Consider the following 20,948-nt stretch of genomic DNA (forward strand, 5'->3'; position numbering starts at 1 on the left):
CTATAAAATAATGGACTTGTCTTCCAAATAAAGCGTTATTTGTAACACTGTTATCAAAGCAAAGTGCTCGTGACATTTCCTTGATATTCAAAAACATTAATAACCTATTATGTGAAGTTTTTTGAAAATTTAGGTTTAACATCTTTAAAATAGGTGTATTACATATTACATAACAACTAAATAAGAAAATAAAAAATCTAAGGGAGGAAAAATACGATGCATAAGAATGAAAGAAAACCGGTGGTTTATGAATATCAAAATGAACAGGAAGTAGTTATGAAAGTAAAAGAGCTAGAATTGAAAGGGATTCACCAAGATGACATTTACGTCTTAACACATGAAAAACATATAACAAAAAAGATTGCGGATGATACAAACACAAATACGATTGGAGTAAAAGAACAAGGGTTGGGCACAAGTATTATCAACTTTTTCTCCAAAAAAGGGGACGAGCTCCGAAATCAAATGGAGGAAATGGGGTTGTCGAAGGAGGAAGCTAACTTATATGAAGAAAAACTAGATCAAGGGAGAATTTTACTTCTAGTAACAGATGAAACACTAACGGCGAGTGATAGGCAGCCGCAAAACTATCATTCTCTCTAATAGATTGCAATATCTGATAAATAGATAAGTTAATTATTTTAGGTTGTAGCATGGAAGAAAATAAAAGTAGAGAAGGGTGAGAAAAATGAAACATACAATATTTAAATATGCTGTGATTGGGATTACGACCGGAGTCATAGTATCTCTGTTAAAAAAAGAAAATCGGAAAGCTATACAAACAAAAGGAAAAAGCGTAAAAGACAAACTACAAGAAGGAAACATAAAGGAAACATTAGAGAAGGTAACCGAGACAAGTAAACAATTCTCTGTAACTGCAGCTAATGTTGCAAAACAAACATTACCACAACTGCTTACAGCCACACCGGTTGTCATTTCTACTATTAAAGATTTAACAGAAAACGAAAATAACAAAAAGAAAAAAGATGAAAAGGATAATGAAATAAAACAAAATAGTAAGAACCTAGACGGAGAAAAAACGGAAAATGAAAAGAAATATGTGAAAGAAGGGAAAGAAGAGAGTGCTTAGATTTAATTCTAAAAAGAGAAAGTGAGGAAAAAAGTATGAAATCTCTGTATGCAATTGATGTAGGAATTGGTTTTACTAAGCGGGCATATCGACAGGATGTAGATTCTGAGGTGACGATTAAGAGTGAAGCTGCCACACTAGCTCCTGTACCTAATCATGCTGAAAGTGAAGATTTAACAAAAGTAAGTTTTATAGACTTAGACTTTGCATACTACATGGGAAATGAAGCACATCAATCTGACGCTTCATTTCTTCCTCCATTTGACGAAGAAATAGAAAATTATTATGAAAGCGAAGAGTTTAAACAACAAATATTTGGTTGCATTGCAAAGGATTATAAAGAAAATGTCGTATTACCTTTAGTTGTTACCGGGCTTCCAGTCACTTGTTTTGGTAGTCAGCATGAGCAATTACAACGTGCACTAAAAAAAGAAACTTCCGTACAAATTGATGGGAAATTTATTAATATTACGGTTGAAAATGCTTTGATTCTTCAGCAACCGATCGCTTTACATGCCTATTTCTTAAAAGAGGGAATCATTCAGGAACAAGATCGCATCTTAATTATTGATGGTGGATTTCGTACATTAGAAATGACAGATATGAAACAGAATGTCATTTTAAATCATTATGAGACGGAACTAGGATGTAGCAAGCCTTTGAAAAATATTAAGAATATCCTGCAGAATCATGCGGGTGAAAGTAATCAATTGCATATTAATGACATGCCAAAAATATTAGAAAAAGGATATGGAGATAAAGAAGAAAATTATGAGACAAGTCAGGTGGATATTTTAATTCAAAAAGAGTTGGATACACATTTCCAAGACATCATGCGTGTATTACAAGAACAATTTAAGTTAGACCAGTATGATACTATTATTTGGACAGGAGGAATAGTAGATCTCCACAAAAAACAAATTGAAAAAATGCAAGGTGAAATTGTTTCTTTCCGTATGGTAGACGCTTCAAAAGAGGCCGCGCTTCATGGATACTATATTATTGGAAGTCAAGTATTTGAGGACATCACCACTCAATCTGCATATAAATCCAAATTATAATGACGACCGAAATGGAGTTCGTTGAATAGACGTGCCAAATTGTGTGGCTTCTTTTCCAAATATAAATAAGAAAAGATAAAAAGTGCTTGTATAGAGGAAATGTTTAAAATTGAGAATAAAAATAACTAATATATAGGGGGTCTTCCTTTTTAAAGAATAAGACCTCCTATGCATTTATTTTGTAATTTAGATGATTTAAAAACTTTTCCTCCAAGATATGGATACCTACATACAAATTTCATATTACGGATATGATTCGATCAAACATAAAACTATTTAGAAAGGAAGAATAATATGGAATGCATAAAAATGACGAAATGGAGTTGGTATCATGTGAAAACTAGTGAGCTTGAAGAAATTTCTTCTATAATCCCCCGTGATGTAACATCTTATTTCCCTCAATTTGTAAAGAAAATAAGTTCTCCTTGTGAAAATGGATTATATGTTTATACGTTATCACCAAGTCAAACTTGTGTATATGGTTCGTTTTTATATGATCAAGATAAAAAGGACGCCAAAATTCAAAAATTTCTTCATTATTTCGTAGCTCATGGGATACTGATAACGGTCCAAGAAAAAGAGGAAGAAGATTTTCAAGAATTAATACATAATTTCCCTATAGGTATAAAAAATTGTAATAGTTCCGCTGAAGGACTATGTGCCATCTTATCGATATTTATATCTCACTATTTACGAAAGGTTGACTATTTTGAAAACAATTTCAGAAATGTGTTATGGGATTTTTATCATCATAATAACATAGCAGTTTTAGAAAGGATTTATCATATTCGTCATGAATTATTTATGAACACACATGTGTTTCGCTTAATACAAGAAGTGTTACAAGGCCTAAAAGAAGCTTGGTTAGAAAAACTAACAAACACCCTTTGTTATAAACAAACACACGTAAAATTAGAGCGTGGATTACAACTTGTTAAAGAGTACCAAGAAGAATTAGACACGATGATTCATTTGCAAGAAGTTGTTTCTTCTCATCGTGGGAATGAAATTATGAAAGCTCTTACTGTATTAACTGCTGTGAGTACGCCTTTGACAGCCTTAGGAGCATTATGGGGTATGAATTTTAAATACATGCCTGAACTAGAATGGAAATATAGCTATTTAATCGCTCTCTTATTTATTATTTTCACAACAGCGGGTATGTATATGTATATGCGATTCAAAGGGTGGACAGGTGATTTATTACGAGTAAAGAAAAAGAAGTCTTTTTTTAAATCTAATTGATCCTGTTTATAAAAAATATGATAGACATATAGTTAATAATATTTATTAATTGGGGTAGTGCCATATCCCTATCAAGTTAAAGTTTTGATGTCCCCGCAATGATAAAAATAAACTTGGTTTCCATAAAAAACATAATATTTTCATTTAAAGGCTATGAAGTGAAATGTCATCATCTTCATCACGTTTGACCTTCAAGAAATAAAAAGTTAAACTATTCTTGTACTCGAAGTACTATTATAGTACTGGAGAGATAATAACTTTACTATTTTGGTATGAGGTGAATAAATGATGAAAGATCGGATTGCCAAAACTGCTATTGCGCTTTTTCATGTAAGGGGAATAAAATTCACAATGAGTGATTTAGCTCGTGATCTAGGTGTAAGCAAAAGTACGCTTTACGAGCATTTTCCATCTAAGGACGAGCTTATTGGTTATGTAGTTGAGCAAATAAATGAAGAAGCCCAAATACGTTTTCGGGAAATTATCGATAATTCGAATTTGACCATACCGGAAAAATTAAAAGGGATTCTTTTAATTGTGCCTAAGGATTTTCAGCACAGCTTCGTACGTTTACTGATTGAACTGCGACGTTACCATCCAGAGCAGTGGGCAAAAATAGAACAAGGCATAAATGAAGAATGGGAGGTAATTACTGGGCTAGTTGAAGAGGGCATCAATAGCGGTGTTTTACGTTCAATGGACATTCCAGTGCTAATCCAAACACTCAAAACGTTAATGAAATCAATTTTTGAACAGGGGAGTATAGCCTCTAACCAAATTACTCTACAAGAGTCACTTGCAATGATGGCCGATATCATATTGCATGGAATCACAAGTAAGGATTAAATAGTACTTCTACATAAAAAATGAGTAGGGTCACAATAACCATACAGGTTAACGTAGCCCCGCTCATTTTTTATTTTTATCCCGCTTTAATGGGCAGTAAGATTCCTACCTCAAAATTCAGTGAAAGCAAAGAATTTAGGTGGGAGATCAACTGCCCATAAAAGTCCGATTGGTGAGGGCTGATAATCAGTGGGGGATGAAGAAAACCCCACTGATTAAAGTTTCACTTTATGTCGATTTTACTTAAGGGTAATTATACTTTACAGTCTGGAAGATTTCGGTATAATATAAAATGAGTACCAAAAATAATTTTTCGGTACTGAAGGTACGGATTAAGATAATCAGAGATGGAAACGAAAAGTTTGTAATTTTAAATTGTTTTTTCAATTTGGCTGGGATGTCCTTGAAGATAAAATACGGGTATAGGAGGAATGTAAATGGATTTTTTTGAGACTGTTATAATTATTGTGAATTTTAGTATTCTAGGCTGTATATTGTTTTTTAGTGAGAAAATAAAACAATGGTCTGTCTTCATTCTAACAGTTGCCTTTTGTGTGGTTGTTGTGCAGCTTATCGTAGAAGGGTATCGCTGGCAGATGATTCCTGCTTATTTGTCCCCATTTATTTTAACAAGCTGCTATCTATTTGCTGAATCAAAAAAGAACGTTAAAAGTTGTGGGGCATTCACAGTCAAGACAGCGCTACTGGTCATTTATTTGACTATTGCGGTCATGCTTCCTTCCCTCATGCCGGTAGTTTTATTTGAAAAAACGAGCGGTCCCTTCAAGGTTGGTACTACACTTTATCATTGGATTGATTATAATCGAGAAGAACCTTATATGAAAGATTTGAACGGCCGGCGCGAGCTGATGGTTCAGGTTTGGTATCCTGCAAAAGAAAAAGGAGAGATGAATCGCGCACCTTATATCCATAACTCGGATGAGATTGCCAAGGGGTTGGAAAAATCATTGTCTATTCCAGCATTCGCGTTTCATCATCTAGGCTTGATGAAGTCGAATGCATTCATGGAAGCTCAATTGTCAGATTCAGAGGAACGTTATCCGGTCCTACTCTTTTCCCATGGTTTAAGCGGTTTTCGCAATCAAAACACGTTTGAGGTGGAGGAGTTGGCCAGCCAAGGTTACATCGTCGTAGGAATTGATCATACCTATGATGCTGCAGCTACCGTCTTTCCAGATGGCAGAACCGCTTTTGTACAGTCGATCAATTTAACTGATTTTGCCGAACGAGATCGCCATATCAAATTATGGAAGGAAGATGTTGTTTTTGTACTTAATCAAATAGAGAAGCTTAACCAAAGCGATAAAGATAATCGCTTTACAGGAAGAATGGATACATCCCGAATTGGAATGTTTGGACATTCTTATGGTGGAGCTACAGCTGCGCAAGTGTTAGTGGAAGACTCCCGTGTCAAAGCAGCCATCAATATGGATGGTACATTATATGGGGAAAATGTTCCGAAATCTAGAGTTGGAAAACCGTTTTTGATTATGAATGCAGAGACTAGTGATGATTCCACGAAAGATTTTTTAGAGGGAAAAGTTCGTAGTGACCATGCACTTGCAGGTGGTGGCATGTCAATGGTTATTCCCCATACCAATCATACGAGTTTCACTGATTTTCATTTGTTCTCTCCTTTGTTACGAAGCTTAGATGAAGATCCAAGATACGTTCACCGTATTATAAACGAATTCAGTCTCGCTTTTTTTGATCGATATGTGAAACAGGTAGACGATAGCTCTGCGCTTGAAAAATTGGACTCCAAATACCCAGAAGTGAAATTTAAAGTGAATTAATGACAATGTCTTTTAATATATTTGCTAACAGTTGGGTATATATTTTAATCATCAAGAAAGATTGCCCTCTGTAGCATACAGAGGGCAATCTTTTTTAAATTAATATAAAGGAGTTTTTTTATGTTTAATAGATTGAAGTATTTTCTTTTATCCGAGAAAGAAATAGTTGAAACTGTGAAGAATTACAAGGAGGAAAAAATACATGTTTTCATAATAAAAGATTTTTTAGGGGAGTTAATCTTAATAAGAACTCTTATATTTTTAATGTTTGTTCCAATATCAACTTTTATTTTTTCAGTTGTAATTTTTGGAGCTGTTTTCTTTTTATCCGGTATTAAGATTACCATTTGGGGCATTGCTATAATGTTATTGGTTCCAATAACATTACTTTTCTATATGAATATAACTAATACATCAATTATTATTACTGATTTAGTGAAGAAATTTTTATTAACCATAAAATATCTAAATCCATTTTACTCAATATTAAATAAACCTTGGTTATTTATTTTTGAATTATTATTTGGTTTTTTATATGTCTTCGTGCTATCTTTGTTTTCTATTTGGATAGTATTACATTCATTAGAAATAGGTTTCTCTGAATTTAGTTCAGAGGACAATCGAAGTTTCCAATTTTCAATTATTATTTTGCATACAGCAATTTATTTGTTTATAAGAGTTCATGGCCAGCCTTGTAAGACAACTAAGCAAAAAATTAAAAAACTGAAAATGAAATTTTATTTATGGTTTTGTTCTATGATTGCAAGTATTGTATATATATTTGAATCACTCTTTAATTATATGAATGGAATTCAAGCAATTTATTTTATATTTGTTTTAATGATTGCTTTAGAAAGAACAGTGACACATTATAAGAAATTTATAGATTTTTTAGAATCTGAAAATTTGTATGAAAAATAATTTTAGAGAGAAAAGTCATTTGAAATATAAAAAGTTATACCTACTAAGTACTGAACGAGTAAAAAAACGTTATTCTTTCTCTAGAATCCTAGGAAAGGATAGCGTTTTTTATGTCTATTTTTGTATCTGATGAACTACAACTATTTGCTCAAGAAATTCAATGTTATTTATCCCCGAACATCTTAAGAAATCTTGCCAGAGAGTCTGGTTTCGTGCAACGAACCTGTAAATTCCAAACAAAAAGTTTACTCAATTTATGAGTATGTATGGAAAAAGAAAGAGATTCAATAATGCTTTGTTTAACATTAATTTATACAGAAATACATATTAAACAATATGTAATAATACATTTTATGATAATTTATTAAGATAAAATGTTATATTTTTGGGTGGAATATATAAATGGAGGAAATGTTATGAACAAGAATTTAAAATTTACTCAAATGATGATCGGTATTAGTACGATGGCATTATCATTTGGAAGTATTCAAACACAGGTATCCGCAGAAGAAAAAGCACCCTATAATCTGTTGCAGATGAAACCAATTGGAACAGAAACTTCAAAAGATGAAATGGCTCATGCTACAAAAGCGGACGAAACATTGAATTTTGAAGAGCGTTTAAAAGTAGGCGATTTTTCACAACGACCTACTTCGGTGATGAAACATGATGAAAGGCAATTAAAGCAAAGCTATACTCTGGCAGAATTGAATAAAATGTCTGATAGTGAATTCATTGATACGCTATCAAGAGTTTCATGGAATCAAATTACAGACTTATTTCAATTCAATCAAGATACGAAAGCTTTTTATCAAAATAGAGATCGCATGAACGTTATTATTGATGAATTGGGACAACGAGGGAAATCTTTTACGAAAGAGGACTCAATGGGGATTGAAACTTTCGTTGAGATATTACGTTCTGCTTTTTATGTGGGATATTTTAATAATGAAGTAGGTTACTTAAATGAGAGAAACTTCCATGACAAATGTTTACCAGCATTAAAAGCTATTGCAAAAAACCCAAACTTTACATTAGGTACAGCTGAGCAAGATAGAGTAGTAGTTGCGTATGGGAAATTAATTAGTAATGCTTCTAGTGATGCTGAAACAGTACAATATGCGGCAAATATTTTAAAACAGTTTAATGATAACCGTTCTATGTATGCTAATGATTATACGAAAGAACAAGCTGTATATGAAATCGTAAAAGGTATTGATTATGATATACAATCTTATTTGCAGGAAACGAATAAAAAGCCTAATGCAACAATGTGGTATGGAAAGATAGATAACTTTATAAATGAGGTTAGTAGAATTGCTCTCATACGGAATTTAACAACTGAGAATAGTTGGCTAATTAATAACGGTATTTATTATGCAGGACGTTTAGGGAAATTTCATAGCAATCCAAACAAAGGATTGGAAGTTATTACACAAGCGATGAATATGTATCCTCGCCTAAGTGGACCTTATTTTATAGCGGTAGAGCAAATCAAAACAAACTACGGTGGAAAAGATTATGATGGAAATACAGTAGATTTACAGAAAATACGTGAAGAAGGGAAGTTACAATACTTACCTAAAACATATACATTTGATGATGGATCTATTGTTTTTAAGACAGGCGATAAAGTAACCGAAGAGAAAATTAAAAGGTTATATTGGGCAGCCAAAGAAGTAAAGGCACAATATCACCGTGTAATTGGAAATGATAAAGCACTAGAACCAGGTAACGCAGATGATGTGCTGACAATTGTAATTTATAATAATCCAGATGATTATCAATTAAATAGACAATTATATGGATATGAAACGAACAACGGCGGTATTTATATTGAAGAGAAGGGTACTTTCTTTACATATGAGCGTACACCAAAACAGAGTATTTATAGTCTAGAAGAGTTATTCCGTCACGAATTCACTCATTATTTACAAGGAAGATACGAGGTTCCTGGTCTATTTGGGAGCGGAGAACTATATCAAAATGAACGCTTAACTTGGTTCCAAGAGGGGAATGCAGAATTCTTTGCAGGATCTACACGTACAAATAATGTTGTTCCACGTAAAAGTATTATAAGTGGCTTATCATCTAATCCGGCAAGCCGTTATACTGCAAAGCAAACTTTGTTCGCAAAATATGGATCATGGGATTTTTATAATTATTCCTTTGCACTACAGTCTTATCTATATAATCATCACTTTGAAACCTTTGATAAGATTCAGGATTTAATCCGTGCGAACGATGTGAAAAATTATGACGCGTATCGGGAAGCATTAAGTAAAGATCCACAGCTGAATACAGAATATCAAACGTATATGCAGCAGTTGATTGATAATCAAGATAAATACAATGTACCGCAAGTAACAAATGATTACTTAATACAACATGCACCTAAGCCGTTAGCTGAAGTGAAGAAAGAAATTGTAGATGTAACTAATATAAAAGATGCAAAAATTACAAAACATGAGTCTCAATTCTTTAACACATTTACTGTAGAAGGCAAGTACATAGGTAGTACATCAAAAGGTGAGTCTGAAGACTGGAAAACGATGAGTAAACAAATCAATCAAACCTTGGAGCAGTTGTCTCAAAAAGAATGGAGCGGCTATAAAACAGTTACAGCCTATTTTGTTAACTACCGTGTGAATGCAGAAAATCAGTTTGAATATGATATTGTTTTCCATGGTGTTGCAACAGAGGAAAAAGAAAAAACAACGACTATAGTAAATATGAATGGACCATATAGCGGGATAGTAAATGAAGGAATTCAATTCCATAGTGATGGCACAGAAAGTGAAGATGGAAAAATTATTTCTTATCTATGGAACTTTGGAGATGGTACAACAAGTACTGAAGCCAGCCCAATCCATGTATATGGGGAAAAAGGAACATATACTGTGGAACTAACTGTGAAAGATAGCAGAGGAAAAGAAAGTAAAGAACAAACAAAAGTTACTGTAAAACAAGATCCGCAAACAGGTGGATCCCTTGAAGAGGAAAAGGTACTCCCATTTAATGAGCTTGTAAAAGGAAATCTAATTGCTCCTGATCAAACAGATGTTTATACGTTTGACGTTACAGTTCCAAAAGAAGTAGATATTTCTGTGGTAAATGAACAAAACATTGGGATGACATGGGTACTTTATCATGAATCAGACATGCAAAATTACGTAGCTTGTGGTGAAGATGAAGGAAATGCTATAAAGGGAAAATTCGTAGCGAAACCAGGAAAATATTATTTGAATGTGTATAAATTTGATGATAACACTGGTGAATATTCATTATTAATAAAATAATTTTATTTTTAATATGTATATAAGGGTTGGTTGTTTAGGAAGAGTCTGTCACGATAGGCTTCTCCTATTTTTTACTCTAAAATAAGTTAATAAATTAGGTAATTATCTTTAAAAATAAATCATTATAAACCTAAAATATTAAATTAAAAAATAGAAGAGAGGGTGCTTGCGTCTTAATAAGACTACTATTAGGAGTTATGTCACATTTCGATTAAATAAAATATCATAAAATCCTCAGAAAAAATTTTTTTGCATGTTCATTCATTTAGGGTAATTCTCAACTCTTAAGCTGATGTATGTGGGGGACCGACTCATATACATCAGCTTAAATAATTAGATATTTTATTTATTAAGTTACGCGAAATTTTATTCGTATAGGAGGAAGGCGCATTTAATTCTTTTTTCGAATGTTATTCATGTTTATCGTATTCCATCGAATGCGCTTGTTACCAAGTGATGTACATAGGAATCATCAAACTTATCACCGGTTACTAGCAACCGATAAAAAATTGGTCCGTAAATGAGATCGATGGATAATTCAATATCAAGGTTTTCTTTCAATTCTCCTCTTTGAATTCCCTTCTCTAGAAGTTGCTTTGCTTGCAGTCGACGGGGCTGGAAACATCGAGTGCGATATTCCTCTTCCAGTTTTAAGTCAACGTTTGATTTTCTCTTTGCAACCAGAAGTTCGTAGTCGCTTAAATGGATTATTCATGTCTATTTTCTTTTTGGGTGTTGCTGTTGGATCCTTTTTCCGAGGATGGAGTGTAGCATTGTGGATCGGAATCGCTTTTCCGACCATAGCGCTGCTTTATTTTGCCACAGAGAAATAGTTCAATAATCAAATTTAAACAGACCGGATTCGCTTGAATGCATATTCATTAATATGTCTGATTTTTATAGATTATTTGCGGTTATTTTGAAGTTTTTACATCACAACCAGATTTTTTGTCTCTATCGCTAAAAGAGGGCAAAACTCACCATATAAAATGTGTCCGAATTCCATTTAGACTATGAAAAAAGAGAGCTTGCGCTAGACAACAAGCCCTCTAAAAAATAACGTAATTGAGATATCTATATATTAACAGTTATTTTCTAACGATTCTATATGTCTTATGTTGAGAAATAAATTATAAGTGGCTTGATAACGCTAAAATGAATTATTGACATAATATTTCGACGATAATATAATAAATCTCGAATTCAAGATAACTTGTAAAGGATTGGTAATTATGAGAGCTTATCTTTAAAGTGATTTGTTATATTATCAAGGGAATTACAGCCAATCACTAAACGTATGAAAAGGATCTAAAAATTTATGGACTTAATGCAACTGAATTTGCAGTGCTTGAGCTACTATACAGTAAAGCTGATCGGCCTATAAAAAAATTGAGGACAAAATATTACTTGTAAGTTTTTGTATCACGTATGCATCAATTATTTCAGAAGGTATTGAATTGGTGACACTAATTTTTCCACAGCATAGAGAGGGGATTCGGCAAATATTTGGTAGTTTGGACTATATTGAGAAAAAATGATAAGTAAACAGTTGAAAAAGTTAGGATATTACGCACAGAAAGTGTAAGTTTTTAGATGTTATTTCTGTTTAGTAATATCCTAATTAAATATAAATTAAATAAATAGGAGGGAAAATTAATAAATAGTAGTAAATGTATTGTAGTACAAAATAAAGAAATTATGTAATTGCAATTAATATAGTAGGAAATAAAGTTGTTATGTTCACGTATACATATCGTCCTTTTCATTATAAATCTTTCATAAAGCGGAGAGTGGGTATCAAGAATGGAATTACGTCATTTAGAGTATTTTATTCAAGTTTGTAATAATAATAGTTTTACTAAAGCTGCGGAAGTTCTAGGTATTTCACAGCCGACTTTAAGTCAACAAATCCGTGTGTTAGAAGGTGAACTTGATACACCCTTGTTTCATCGAGTTGGAAGAGGTATCAAAATGACAGAAGCGGGTAAGCTGCTATTTGATAAAGGAAAATTTATCATGCAACAATTTGATGACGTTTATAATGAAATTTTTGAATTAAAGGGTGTAAAAAGAGGTGTAATTACTGTAGGAGGTTTATTAGAGGATCTCACTTATTTAACACCTTATATTATGAAGTTTCAACAACATTATCCCAACATCGTAGTAAAGATTATAGAATCTGAAGTTGCTGTAAATCAAATCGTTGACAAAAATATTGATTTCGGGATTACACGTAGTGCTCAAATTCCAGACACATTAACAAACACCCTTTTGTATAGTGAAGAGCTCGTCCTTGTCATTCCCAAAAATCATCCTTTGAATGAAAAATCATTTGTTTCTTTTCGAGAATTAGTGGGGCTGAGTAGAATAATGGTTTCATGTAGTTGTCGTGAATCTATTAAAATATATTGTGAGAGTTTAGGGTTATCTTTATCTGAAGCAAATATAGAAACAAAATCTTCTATTTCTCTATTGAGCCTTGTATACAATGGACATGGGGTTGCCATAATACCTCTTTCACTGGTTAACTTTGTTAATAATGATACTTTGAGCATAGTTCGTATTACTGACCCAACACCAAGCCAAGATATTAATCTTATTCACTTTGATGATAAATTTTTAAGTTTTGCAGCACGTATCTTTATGCAGAAGTTAAATGATTCGCAAAAAGTATCAGTGTAATAGAAATAATAATGATTCTAGTGTAAAATTTGAAAAAATCTATAAGTCTTAAGATAAAGCAAATATTAAAGTCAAAGGGTAGTGGCTTTATATGTGTGGTGTGATCGATTTTTGACTTTTACTTAAGGGAAAGGGGTAGACTTTGCACGGAGAGAAGGATGTAAAAAACAAATCAAGTTTAAGCTATCAACTCTTTGGTCCTATTAAATAGTAATAGATTCCAATAGGGATATACAATGCTATTTCGAATCTACATACCCTTATTGCAGAAAGAAAACCACCGGCATTATACCGGTGGTTTTGACTTAGAAAGCAAAGCAAGTACAACCGATACCCCATGTAGTTCCATCTTTTCCTATTACGGTATGAGTGTGTTGATGGAGAGGGTTACTGCAACTATGTAACTTGTTATCATAGGAATCGTGAGAAAGTATAGTGTTGGCTAGGTTAGCACCACCATACCCATAAACTCCCGTCGGTGACCAATCAGGTGATGCTGGCGGCAATTCAGGTGATAAATTTTTAAATTCATCATTTCCATACACAACCTGTCCACCCATAATGGTGAGTAATGATTCAAGGTTTTTGATTTCTTCTTCTGGCACAGTAAAGTAGTCAGCAGACAATACAGCAAGATCAGCAAACTGACCTACTGCCAGGGTTCCCTTTTTACCTTCATCACCAGAGAACCACGCACTTCCTTTTGAATATAATTCCAGGGCTACTTTTCTATCAAGTTTATTTTTTTCATCGTATATAGAAAGCCCACCAATGGTTTTTCCGGCAACCATCCAGTAAAGAGCAACCCAAGGGTTATAGCTGGAAACCCTGGTTGCATCACTACCAGCGCCAACAGGTATACCAAGGTCTAACATACGATAAATCGGAGGAGTACGCTTTGCAGCTTCCTTTCCGTATAAATCAACAAAGTATTCACCTTGAAAAGCCATGCGGTCTTGGATGGCAATACCGCCATTTAAAGCCTTAACACGTTCCATGCTACGATCTGAGATTGTTTCTGCATGATCAAACCACCATCGTAGACCATTAAAAGGAATTTCACTGTTAACTTCCTCGAATACATTTAAGAAACGTGTGATTGACTCATCATAAGTTGCATGTAAACGGAAGGGCCAACGGTTTTCCACCAATAGAGAAATTACTTTCTTTAAGTCAGCTTCCATTATCGTAGCTAGTTCAGGCCGTGGCATTTGAAATTTTTCAAAATCGGCTGCTGAGAATACTAACATCTCTCCGGCACCATTCATTTTATACTTATCAGTTCCTTGACCTGGAGAAACAATTTTTGCCCATGAAGCAAAGTCTTCATATTCATGATTTGGATTCTGCGTAAATAGATTATAAGCAATACGCAAAGTTAATTGTTCCTTCTCGGCTAAATGTTCAACAACTTTGTAATCATCAGGATAATTTTGGAATCCACCACCTGCGTCAATAGCACTTGTAATACCTAATCTATTTAATTCGCGCATAAAATGGCGAGTTGAATTAATCTGGTCGTCAAAATTAAGTGCTGGTGCTTTACCCAAACTTGAATAAAGAATAGAAGCGTTAGGATTCGCAATTAAAAGGCCCGTTGGATTACCTCGTTTATCCCGCTCAATTAAGCAGCCTGGAGGGTCTGGTGTATCTTTTGTATATCCCAGTGCATGCAGCCCAGCACGATTTACAAGTGCTCTATCGTAAAGATGTAGCACAAATACAGGAGTGTCTTCAGAAACGGCATTAATTTCTTCCAAAGTTGGCAACCGTCTCTCTTTAAATTGAAATTCAGACCAACCTCCAACTACCCTTACCCACTGAGGAGCAGGTGTACGCCTTGCCTGTTCTTTGAGCATTTCTAGAGCAATAAAAAGTGATGGCACGCCTTCCCAACGTAATTCCATATTATAATGCAGACCACCACGAATAACGTGTATATGAGAGTCATTCAGGCCTGGAATAGCTCTCTTTCTTTTAAGGTCTATTTTCTTTGTTTTTTCCGTGGCACTATTAAGAAGCTCATCTCCACCTACTGCAGTGACTAAACCATCAGTTATGGCGATAGCAGATACCTCAGGCTGAGAAGGGTCAAGGGTAGTAATTTTTCCGTTATATAAGATCATATCCGGTAAATTCATGTTCACACCTCGTCTACTTTCTATTATTTTGTAACCATGGATGAAATAATTTACCGAAAATCGGCATGACTACCCATGATAGCAAGGACACTATACATACTGAAACAAAAAAGGCCGACATAATAGGATTCATATGTTTTATAATAGGTCCTATCACTTTAGGAACTAACATGCTAAGAGGCCATACACCCAAAAGGGTAACGATAGACATTTTCCATTTTGGCGGTGGAACTGGCGTTTTCGGAGTAACAAACCAATAAGCCAAACTACTTTCAGTTTTGTAACTCGGATTAGTAACTTGAAATTGTTCTGCCGTTTTTAACAAATCCCGGCGAATGTCTGATTCTTGCCAAGCACGTAGATGCTCATACGTATCAAAGCGAAAAATAACAGTATACTCTCTCGATTCGTTATTTGGGACTATTAGATTTACACCTAAATGCCCTGGGAATTTAGTAGCGGCAGCTTCGATTTCATGTCTCCATGTTTCAAACTGTTTTTCTTTACCTTGTTGAATTTCCCATGTAACAATCGTTGTTACTGGATCAGCAGCATCCATCGTGTTCCCTGTATAAGTCTCTTCGACAGCTACTCCTTCTTGTTTCATATTTTCCTGCTTGGAAGCGCGCCGTGCACCATAGTATATGCGTATTCTACTCCTTGACCATAAGCGCCAGTGTGCTCCTTTACAATTTCCATTACAGCATCATAAGTGTCTTTGTGTGCCCAGTCACGTTGGTATTCAAGTAAAACTTGAATTGCTGTCACTGGAATTGCACCAGCTTGTTCTACACGACGCATAGCAGCGTTATGTGCTGTCAGACTAGTACCACCTGAAGCATCATCAACTGCATACACTTCATAGCCAGCTTTCATTGCTTCAAGCACAGGGAATGCAAGGCAAACTTCAGTCCAAAGTGCTGCAAATATTAATTTCTTTCTACCTGTTGCTTTAACTGCTTCAACAAATTTTGGATCTTCCCAAGAGTTCATTGAACTGCGTTCTATAATTTCATGGTTTGGGAATATATCAAGAATTTGTGGCCAAAAATAACCAGAAAAGCTGCGTGTCTCAACTGTAGTAAGAATAGTAGGTACGTTAAAAGTTTTTGCTGATTTAGCAAGTAGCATAACGTTATTAATCAATGTTTGTCTATCAATACTTGCAACTCCAAAAGTCATTTGAGGTTGAAAATCAATCAAAATTAATGCACTGTTCTCCGGATTTAACAATTCTAAATTACTCATAATAAAACGCTCCTTTTTTAATTGTTTAAAATTGTAATCGTAAAAATAAAATTTTTGCTATACCTTTTAAATTAAAAGAGAGTGCTGATTTAATCAGCACTAAATGTATACTATCCATTTTTTTGAAAGTGATTTAAAGCTATTTCTTTGAAATACATTTATCCCGCATTAACGGGCAGTAAGACCCCCACCTCAAAATTCAGCGGAAGCAAAGAAGTTAGGTGGGGGATCAACTGCCTGTAAAAGCCCGATTGGTTCAACTAATAATCAGTGGGGGATGAACAAAACCCCCACTGATTAAAGTTTCACTTTATGCATTTTGTTTACTAAGATCTCGCTGAGCTCCTATATAGCTTCCAATTATATTTTGATAGCCTGGAAGATTGCTAGCAAGCAAATTGCCAAAACCTTCGACATCGTTGCGCCAATCGCGTTGTAATTCGCAAGCTACGCTAAACCAGTTCATAAGTTGCACACCACTATGTGCCATACGAGTATTGGCAGCATCTGCAACTTGTTTACTGAAAGTTCCTGAAGCATCAGTAACAGCAAATACTTCATATCCAGCTTTTATAGCGGACAGTGCCGGGAAAGCAACACAAACGTCCGTAACTACGCCTGCGATGATAAGTTGTTTTTTTCCAGTGTCTTCGATTGCTTTTACAAAATCATCATTATCCCATGCGTTAATTTGTCCAGGTCGAGCTATTTTTGGTGCATGAGGAAAGAGATCAACCAATTCTTGCATTAAAGGTCCATTAGGCCCGTTTTCAAAACTTGTTGTTAAAATAACTGGTAAATCAAAAAACTTAGCAGTATGAGCAAGAGCTAAAACATTGTTCTTGAATTCATCAACACCATAGTCACGTACTAGTCCGGACATAAGACCAGTTTGATGATCTACTAAAAGCACGACAGCATCATCTTTGTTAATACGAGAATAGAGATCAGTCATTATGTATTCCTCCTAAAAATTAAGTAATCGAAGAAAGTTTAAATAGTCGAATACTATCATAAGTTTCTTCGTTTATAACTAAGCTGACCAATAATATTGGTTATAGCAGCATTCACAGAACATGAAGTGCTATACAATTTTATAGTATTTGAAAACTGATTCGTTAATCAATTCTAAATTATCTATAATTCGTATAGGTCGTAACTATAGTTGTTTTCACTATAAAATAGATTGGTTTTACCTATACATCCTATAGATAGAACAATATTGATAGTCACCTATTTTTGTTATTACAATTGAATAGGAGTAATGTTCAGTAATTATTTTATGATGAAAAAGGTATTAGAGGGGGGATTGTTCCAAAAGGAGAAAATGAATTCTTTGGAATAATAGAGTTTCATACTTAGAGTTCACAACATAAACGTGCATGAATAGGTTATGACATTCATCCGGATTATTGAAGAAAAGGATACATATTAGAATATTTTTTGGAGGTAGAAGCATGGCTAAAATTACTGTAGGAACCGAAAATCAAGAACCAATTGAGATATATTATGAGGATTATGGCACAGGAAAACCAGTTGTACTAATTCATGGTTGGCCGTTAAGTGGTCGATCTTGGGAATACCAAGTTCCCGCTCTTGTTGAGGCTGGATACAGAGTTATAACATATGATCGTCGAGGATTTGGAAAATCATCTCAGCCGTGGGAAGGGTATGAATATGATACCTTTACTTCTGATTTACATCAACTATTAGAACATTTAGAGCTTCAAAATGTCACACTTGTTGGTTTTTCTATGGGTGGAGGCGAAGTAGCCCGGTATATTAGTACGTATGGAACAGATCGTATTGAAAAGGCTGTTTTTGCTGGAGCAGTACCTCCATATTTATACAAATCAGAGGATCATCCTGAAGGGGCATTAGATGATGCAACAATTGAAGCGTTCAAAAGTGGTGTGATTAATGACCGCCTTGCATTTCTTGATGAATTTACTAAGGGATTTTTCGCGGCTGGTAATCGAACAGATTTAGTTAGTGAGCCATTCCGTTTATATAATTGGGATATTGCAGCCAGTGCATCACCTAAAGGAACGCTTGATTGTATTACTGCCTTTAGTAAGACTGATTTTAGAAAAGACTTGGAGAAGTTTAATATACCTACCCTTATTATTCATGGTGATTCAGATGCAACTGTACCATTTGAATATAGTGGGAAATTAACACATGAAGCAATTCCTAATTCTAAAGTAACGTTAATAAAGGGTGGTCCACATGGGCTAAATGCAACGCATGCCAAAGAATTTAATGAAGCACTCCTATCATTTTTAAAGGACTAATTACAACTATATAATTGTTAATTGATAAATTATAAACAAGTAAAAAATAAAGCTTTATAAAAGATGCTCTTGGATAAATCCAGGAGCATTTTTTAAATGGTGATATTGAGATGTTAGGTTGATAAATCTCCATTAATTTTGGATTGAATACTCTTCTTAACAGCTAAAATATATTGATTAGAGTTTTTTAGATTTCTTAGAAGTATTGTTATATTACTATCAAGATAATATTTTGAATAATCCTCAAAACAAAGAAATATACATTTTTTTGAGGAGGAAATATCTTGTCAGAAAACAATAAAATCTTATTAATTTTTATAATTGGTAGAATTTTTGTGGAAATAATTCTCTTAATATATTAAAATAACATCGTATTATGTCAGATTTTAATTAGGGGAGAGAAATTTTATGTTGAAAAAAATCATTCCAGTTGCTTTAGCATTAAGTACAGTTACTTTTACTAGTGTATTTGCTATGCCTTCAGCCCAAGCAAGTACAGAACCAAACCGCTACATAGATGTACAAATGCTCGGTATTAACGATTTTCATGGGCAACTAGACACTGTAAAAAAAATTAACAATAAAGATGCAGGGGGAATTGAGTACTTAGGGGCTTATTTACGTGATCGTGAAAAACAAAATCCAAATACATTAAAGGTACATGCTGGAGATGTTGTTGGAGCAAGTACTCCTGTTTCAGCATTATTACAAGACGAACCTACAATTGAATTTCTAAATGATTTGAAATTCGATGTTGGAACGATAGGAAATCATGAATTTGATGAAGGTGTTGAAGAAATGAACCGCCTTATTTATGGTGGATACCATGAGAAAACAGGGAATTTTAAAGGAGCAAAATTCCCATATGTTGCTGCAAATTTCTATAATAAATCCACCGGTCGTTTATTTTTACCACCATTCACTATAAAAAAGGTACAAGGAGTTCCTGTTGGATTTATCGGAGTCGTAACAACGGATGTTCCTAACCTTGTTATGCCTACTATGCTAAAGAATGTAGAAATTACAGATGAAGTTGAAGCTATTAACAAATCCGTAAAGCAATTAAAAAAACTAGGCGTTAAATCTATCGTTGTTCTTGCACATAACGGAGGTATAACAGATGGGAACGGCGTAACAAATGGTGATATCGTCCGATTAGCAAATGAGACTGATCCAGAAGTCGATGTTATTTTTGGTGGCCATAGCCACACTTATGTAAATGGAACTGTTAATAATAAACTTGTCGTACAAGCAAATTCATATGGTATGGCTTTTGCTGATGTTGATGTAAAGATTGATCGTAAAACACAAGATATTGTTGAGAAAAAAGCAGAAATTGTTACAACTTATCATGAAGGCATAGAGCCTGATAAAAAAATAAAGAAGAAGATGGAGAAATATCAAGCAAAAATCGCACCTCTTGTTAATGAAGTTGTAGGTAAGTCTATTGCGCCACTAGATCGCAAACTCAATATGGCTGGTGAATCTACTCTTGGAAATTTAGTTGCTGATGCCCAGCGTGCAACAATGCAATCCCAAATTGCACTTATGAATCCTGGTGGTATTCGTAATGACTTAGATGCTGGTGATATTACATGGGGAGAGATATATGGTATTCAACCATTCGGAAATCAATTAATAAAAGTAAATTTAACAGGTCAAGACATTCGTGATATTTTAAATCAACAATGGCAAAAAGACATAACAAGAATGCTTCAAATTTCAGGAATCCAATACACTTGGGATGCGAACAAGCCCAATGGAGAAAAAGTAACAAGTATTCGCTTAACGAATGGAGAAGAAATTATTCCTTCTAAAACTTACAGCGTCGTTGCTAACGCATTTCTAGCTTCAGGGGGAGATGGATTTGTATCCTTTAAAAACGGTAAAGATGCTGAAACAGGACCAACTGATTTTGAAGCATTAGTAGATTATATAAAAAAATCAAAAGAACCAATTCAGTCTATTATTGATGGAAGAATTCAAAAGATAAATTAGGTTTTTATTAATCTCAAAAACAACTAGATTACCTGTGCGCTATACTCTTTAGTGTGCAGGTAATCTATTTTTTTTGATTTGAAATAGTCTAACTGTGGCCAATGGGTATACCGTCTAGATGCAGAGTGCCGAAAAAAATGAAGTGAACAAAAAATAACCCCTAAATTAACTCTATGATAAAGAGACTACAAACAATCAAAATTTGGAACTTCATATTAACCATATATTAACTACGTTAATAATACATACTGAAATTGAATACTTTAGATAACATCATTTATAACGGATATCTGTACATTATAATGT

15 protein-coding genes and 4 pseudogenes are annotated in these 20,948 nt (G+C 34.0%); 14 read left to right on the plus strand and 5 right to left on the minus strand.

What is annotated here, in order from left to right; genetic code table 11:
• Nucleotides 1-216 precede the first annotated feature (216 nt).
• From GBN78_RS22090 to colA, 9 genes and pseudogenes are all read left to right on the plus strand, one after another.
• Nucleotides 217-603, plus strand: coding sequence for a YflT domain-containing protein (locus GBN78_RS22090; RefSeq protein WP_000549439.1), 387 nt, complete (start codon nt 217-219; stop codon nt 601-603).
• An 85-nt stretch (nt 604-688) separates the two neighbouring features.
• The gene (locus tag GBN78_RS22095; RefSeq protein ID WP_000683210.1) at nt 689-1,090 is read left to right on the plus strand and encodes a hypothetical protein; all 402 of its coding nucleotides are present in this window, start codon (nt 689-691) and stop codon (nt 1,088-1,090) included.
• Between the two features lie 35 nt (nt 1,091-1,125).
• Entirely contained in the window at nt 1,126-2,151 is a 1,026-nt protein-coding gene (locus GBN78_RS22100; protein ID WP_000839453.1) for a ParM/StbA family protein, read from the plus strand.
• Nucleotides 2,152-2,445: 294 nt separating this feature from the next.
• Nucleotides 2,446-3,396 carry a magnesium transporter CorA family protein gene (locus GBN78_RS22105; RefSeq protein WP_000388916.1) on the plus strand — a complete coding sequence of 317 codons (951 nt, stop codon included), beginning with the start codon at nt 2,446-2,448 and terminating at the stop codon, nt 3,394-3,396.
• A gap of 288 nt (nt 3,397-3,684) precedes the next feature.
• Complete coding sequence (locus GBN78_RS22110) at nt 3,685-4,242, plus strand: TetR/AcrR family transcriptional regulator (RefSeq protein ID WP_000654864.1); 558 nt, start codon at nt 3,685-3,687, stop codon at nt 4,240-4,242.
• 437 nt (nt 4,243-4,679) lie between these two features.
• Nucleotides 4,680-6,059, plus strand: a complete 1,380-nt coding sequence (locus GBN78_RS22115; protein ID WP_000345276.1) for an alpha/beta hydrolase family protein — start codon at nt 4,680-4,682, stop codon at nt 6,057-6,059.
• Nucleotides 6,060-6,179: 120 nt separating this feature from the next.
• Complete coding sequence (locus tag GBN78_RS22120; protein ID WP_000483298.1) at nt 6,180-6,980, plus strand: hypothetical protein; 801 nt, start codon at nt 6,180-6,182, stop codon at nt 6,978-6,980.
• Between the two features lie 110 nt (nt 6,981-7,090).
• Nucleotides 7,091-7,237: pseudogene (locus tag GBN78_RS22125) on the plus strand (IS4 family transposase); the annotation flags it as partial.
• Between the two features lie 159 nt (nt 7,238-7,396).
• Nucleotides 7,397-10,279: a collagenase ColA gene (gene colA, locus GBN78_RS22130; RefSeq protein WP_152127711.1), complete on the plus strand. Its 2,883-nt coding sequence runs from the start codon at nt 7,397-7,399 to the stop codon at nt 10,277-10,279.
• A 420-nt stretch (nt 10,280-10,699) separates the two neighbouring features.
• Here colA and GBN78_RS22135 read toward each other — a convergent pair.
• Nucleotides 10,700-10,939 (minus strand): annotated as a pseudogene (locus tag GBN78_RS22135) (TetR-like C-terminal domain-containing protein); the annotation flags it as partial.
• On the opposite strand from GBN78_RS22135, the pseudogene GBN78_RS22140 reads away from it, so the two are divergent.
• The 3 genes and pseudogenes from GBN78_RS22140 to GBN78_RS22150 all read left to right on the plus strand — a co-directional run.
• Nucleotides 10,927-11,112 (plus strand): annotated as a pseudogene (locus GBN78_RS22140) (MFS transporter); the annotation flags it as partial. The pseudogenes GBN78_RS22135 and GBN78_RS22140 overlap by 13 nt on opposite strands.
• Before the next feature lie 428 nt (nt 11,113-11,540).
• Nucleotides 11,541-11,864 (plus strand): annotated as a pseudogene (locus tag GBN78_RS31050) (MarR family transcriptional regulator).
• Between the two features lie 218 nt (nt 11,865-12,082).
• Nucleotides 12,083-12,961, plus strand: coding sequence for a LysR family transcriptional regulator (locus tag GBN78_RS22150; protein WP_000423208.1), 879 nt, complete (start codon nt 12,083-12,085; stop codon nt 12,959-12,961).
• A 305-nt stretch (nt 12,962-13,266) separates the two neighbouring features.
• On the opposite strand, the gene GBN78_RS22155 is transcribed toward GBN78_RS22150, so the two are convergent.
• The 4 genes from GBN78_RS22155 to ycaC all read right to left on the minus strand — a co-directional run bounded on the left by GBN78_RS22155 (nt 13,267) and on the right by ycaC (nt 17,305).
• Nucleotides 13,267-15,102: an amidohydrolase gene (locus tag GBN78_RS22155; RefSeq protein WP_152127712.1), complete on the minus strand. Its 1,836-nt coding sequence runs from the start codon at nt 15,100-15,102 to the stop codon at nt 13,267-13,269.
• Nucleotides 15,103-15,115: 13 nt separating this feature from the next.
• Nucleotides 15,116-15,709, minus strand: coding sequence for an antibiotic biosynthesis monooxygenase (locus tag GBN78_RS22160; RefSeq protein ID WP_000806851.1), 594 nt, complete (start codon nt 15,707-15,709; stop codon nt 15,116-15,118).
• The gene (locus GBN78_RS22165; protein WP_000067163.1) at nt 15,706-16,350 is read right to left on the minus strand and encodes a hydrolase; all 645 of its coding nucleotides are present in this window, start codon (nt 16,348-16,350) and stop codon (nt 15,706-15,708) included. The genes GBN78_RS22160 and GBN78_RS22165 overlap by 4 nt, the downstream gene beginning before the upstream one ends.
• 310 nt (nt 16,351-16,660) lie before the next feature.
• A complete protein-coding gene (gene ycaC, locus GBN78_RS22170; protein WP_152127713.1) occupies nt 16,661-17,305 on the minus strand; it encodes an isochorismate family cysteine hydrolase YcaC in 645 nt (214 codons plus the stop codon).
• Nucleotides 17,306-17,807: 502 nt separating this feature from the next.
• On the opposite strand from ycaC, the gene GBN78_RS22175 reads away from it, so the two are divergent.
• Nucleotides 17,808-18,644 (plus strand): bromoperoxidase, encoded by an 837-nt coding sequence (locus GBN78_RS22175; protein WP_152127714.1) that lies wholly within the window; start codon nt 17,808-17,810, stop codon nt 18,642-18,644.
• Between the two features lie 408 nt (nt 18,645-19,052).
• Nucleotides 19,053-20,642 carry a bifunctional metallophosphatase/5'-nucleotidase gene (locus GBN78_RS22180; protein ID WP_152127715.1) on the plus strand — a complete coding sequence of 530 codons (1,590 nt, stop codon included), beginning with the start codon at nt 19,053-19,055 and terminating at the stop codon, nt 20,640-20,642.
• Nucleotides 20,643-20,948: the final 306 nt, after the last annotated feature.

It is taken from the genome of Bacillus sp. B2-WWTP-C-10-Post-4 (assembly GCF_009183805.1).
Classification (GTDB): Bacteria; Bacillota; Bacilli; order Bacillales; family Bacillaceae_G; genus Bacillus_A; species Bacillus_A cereus.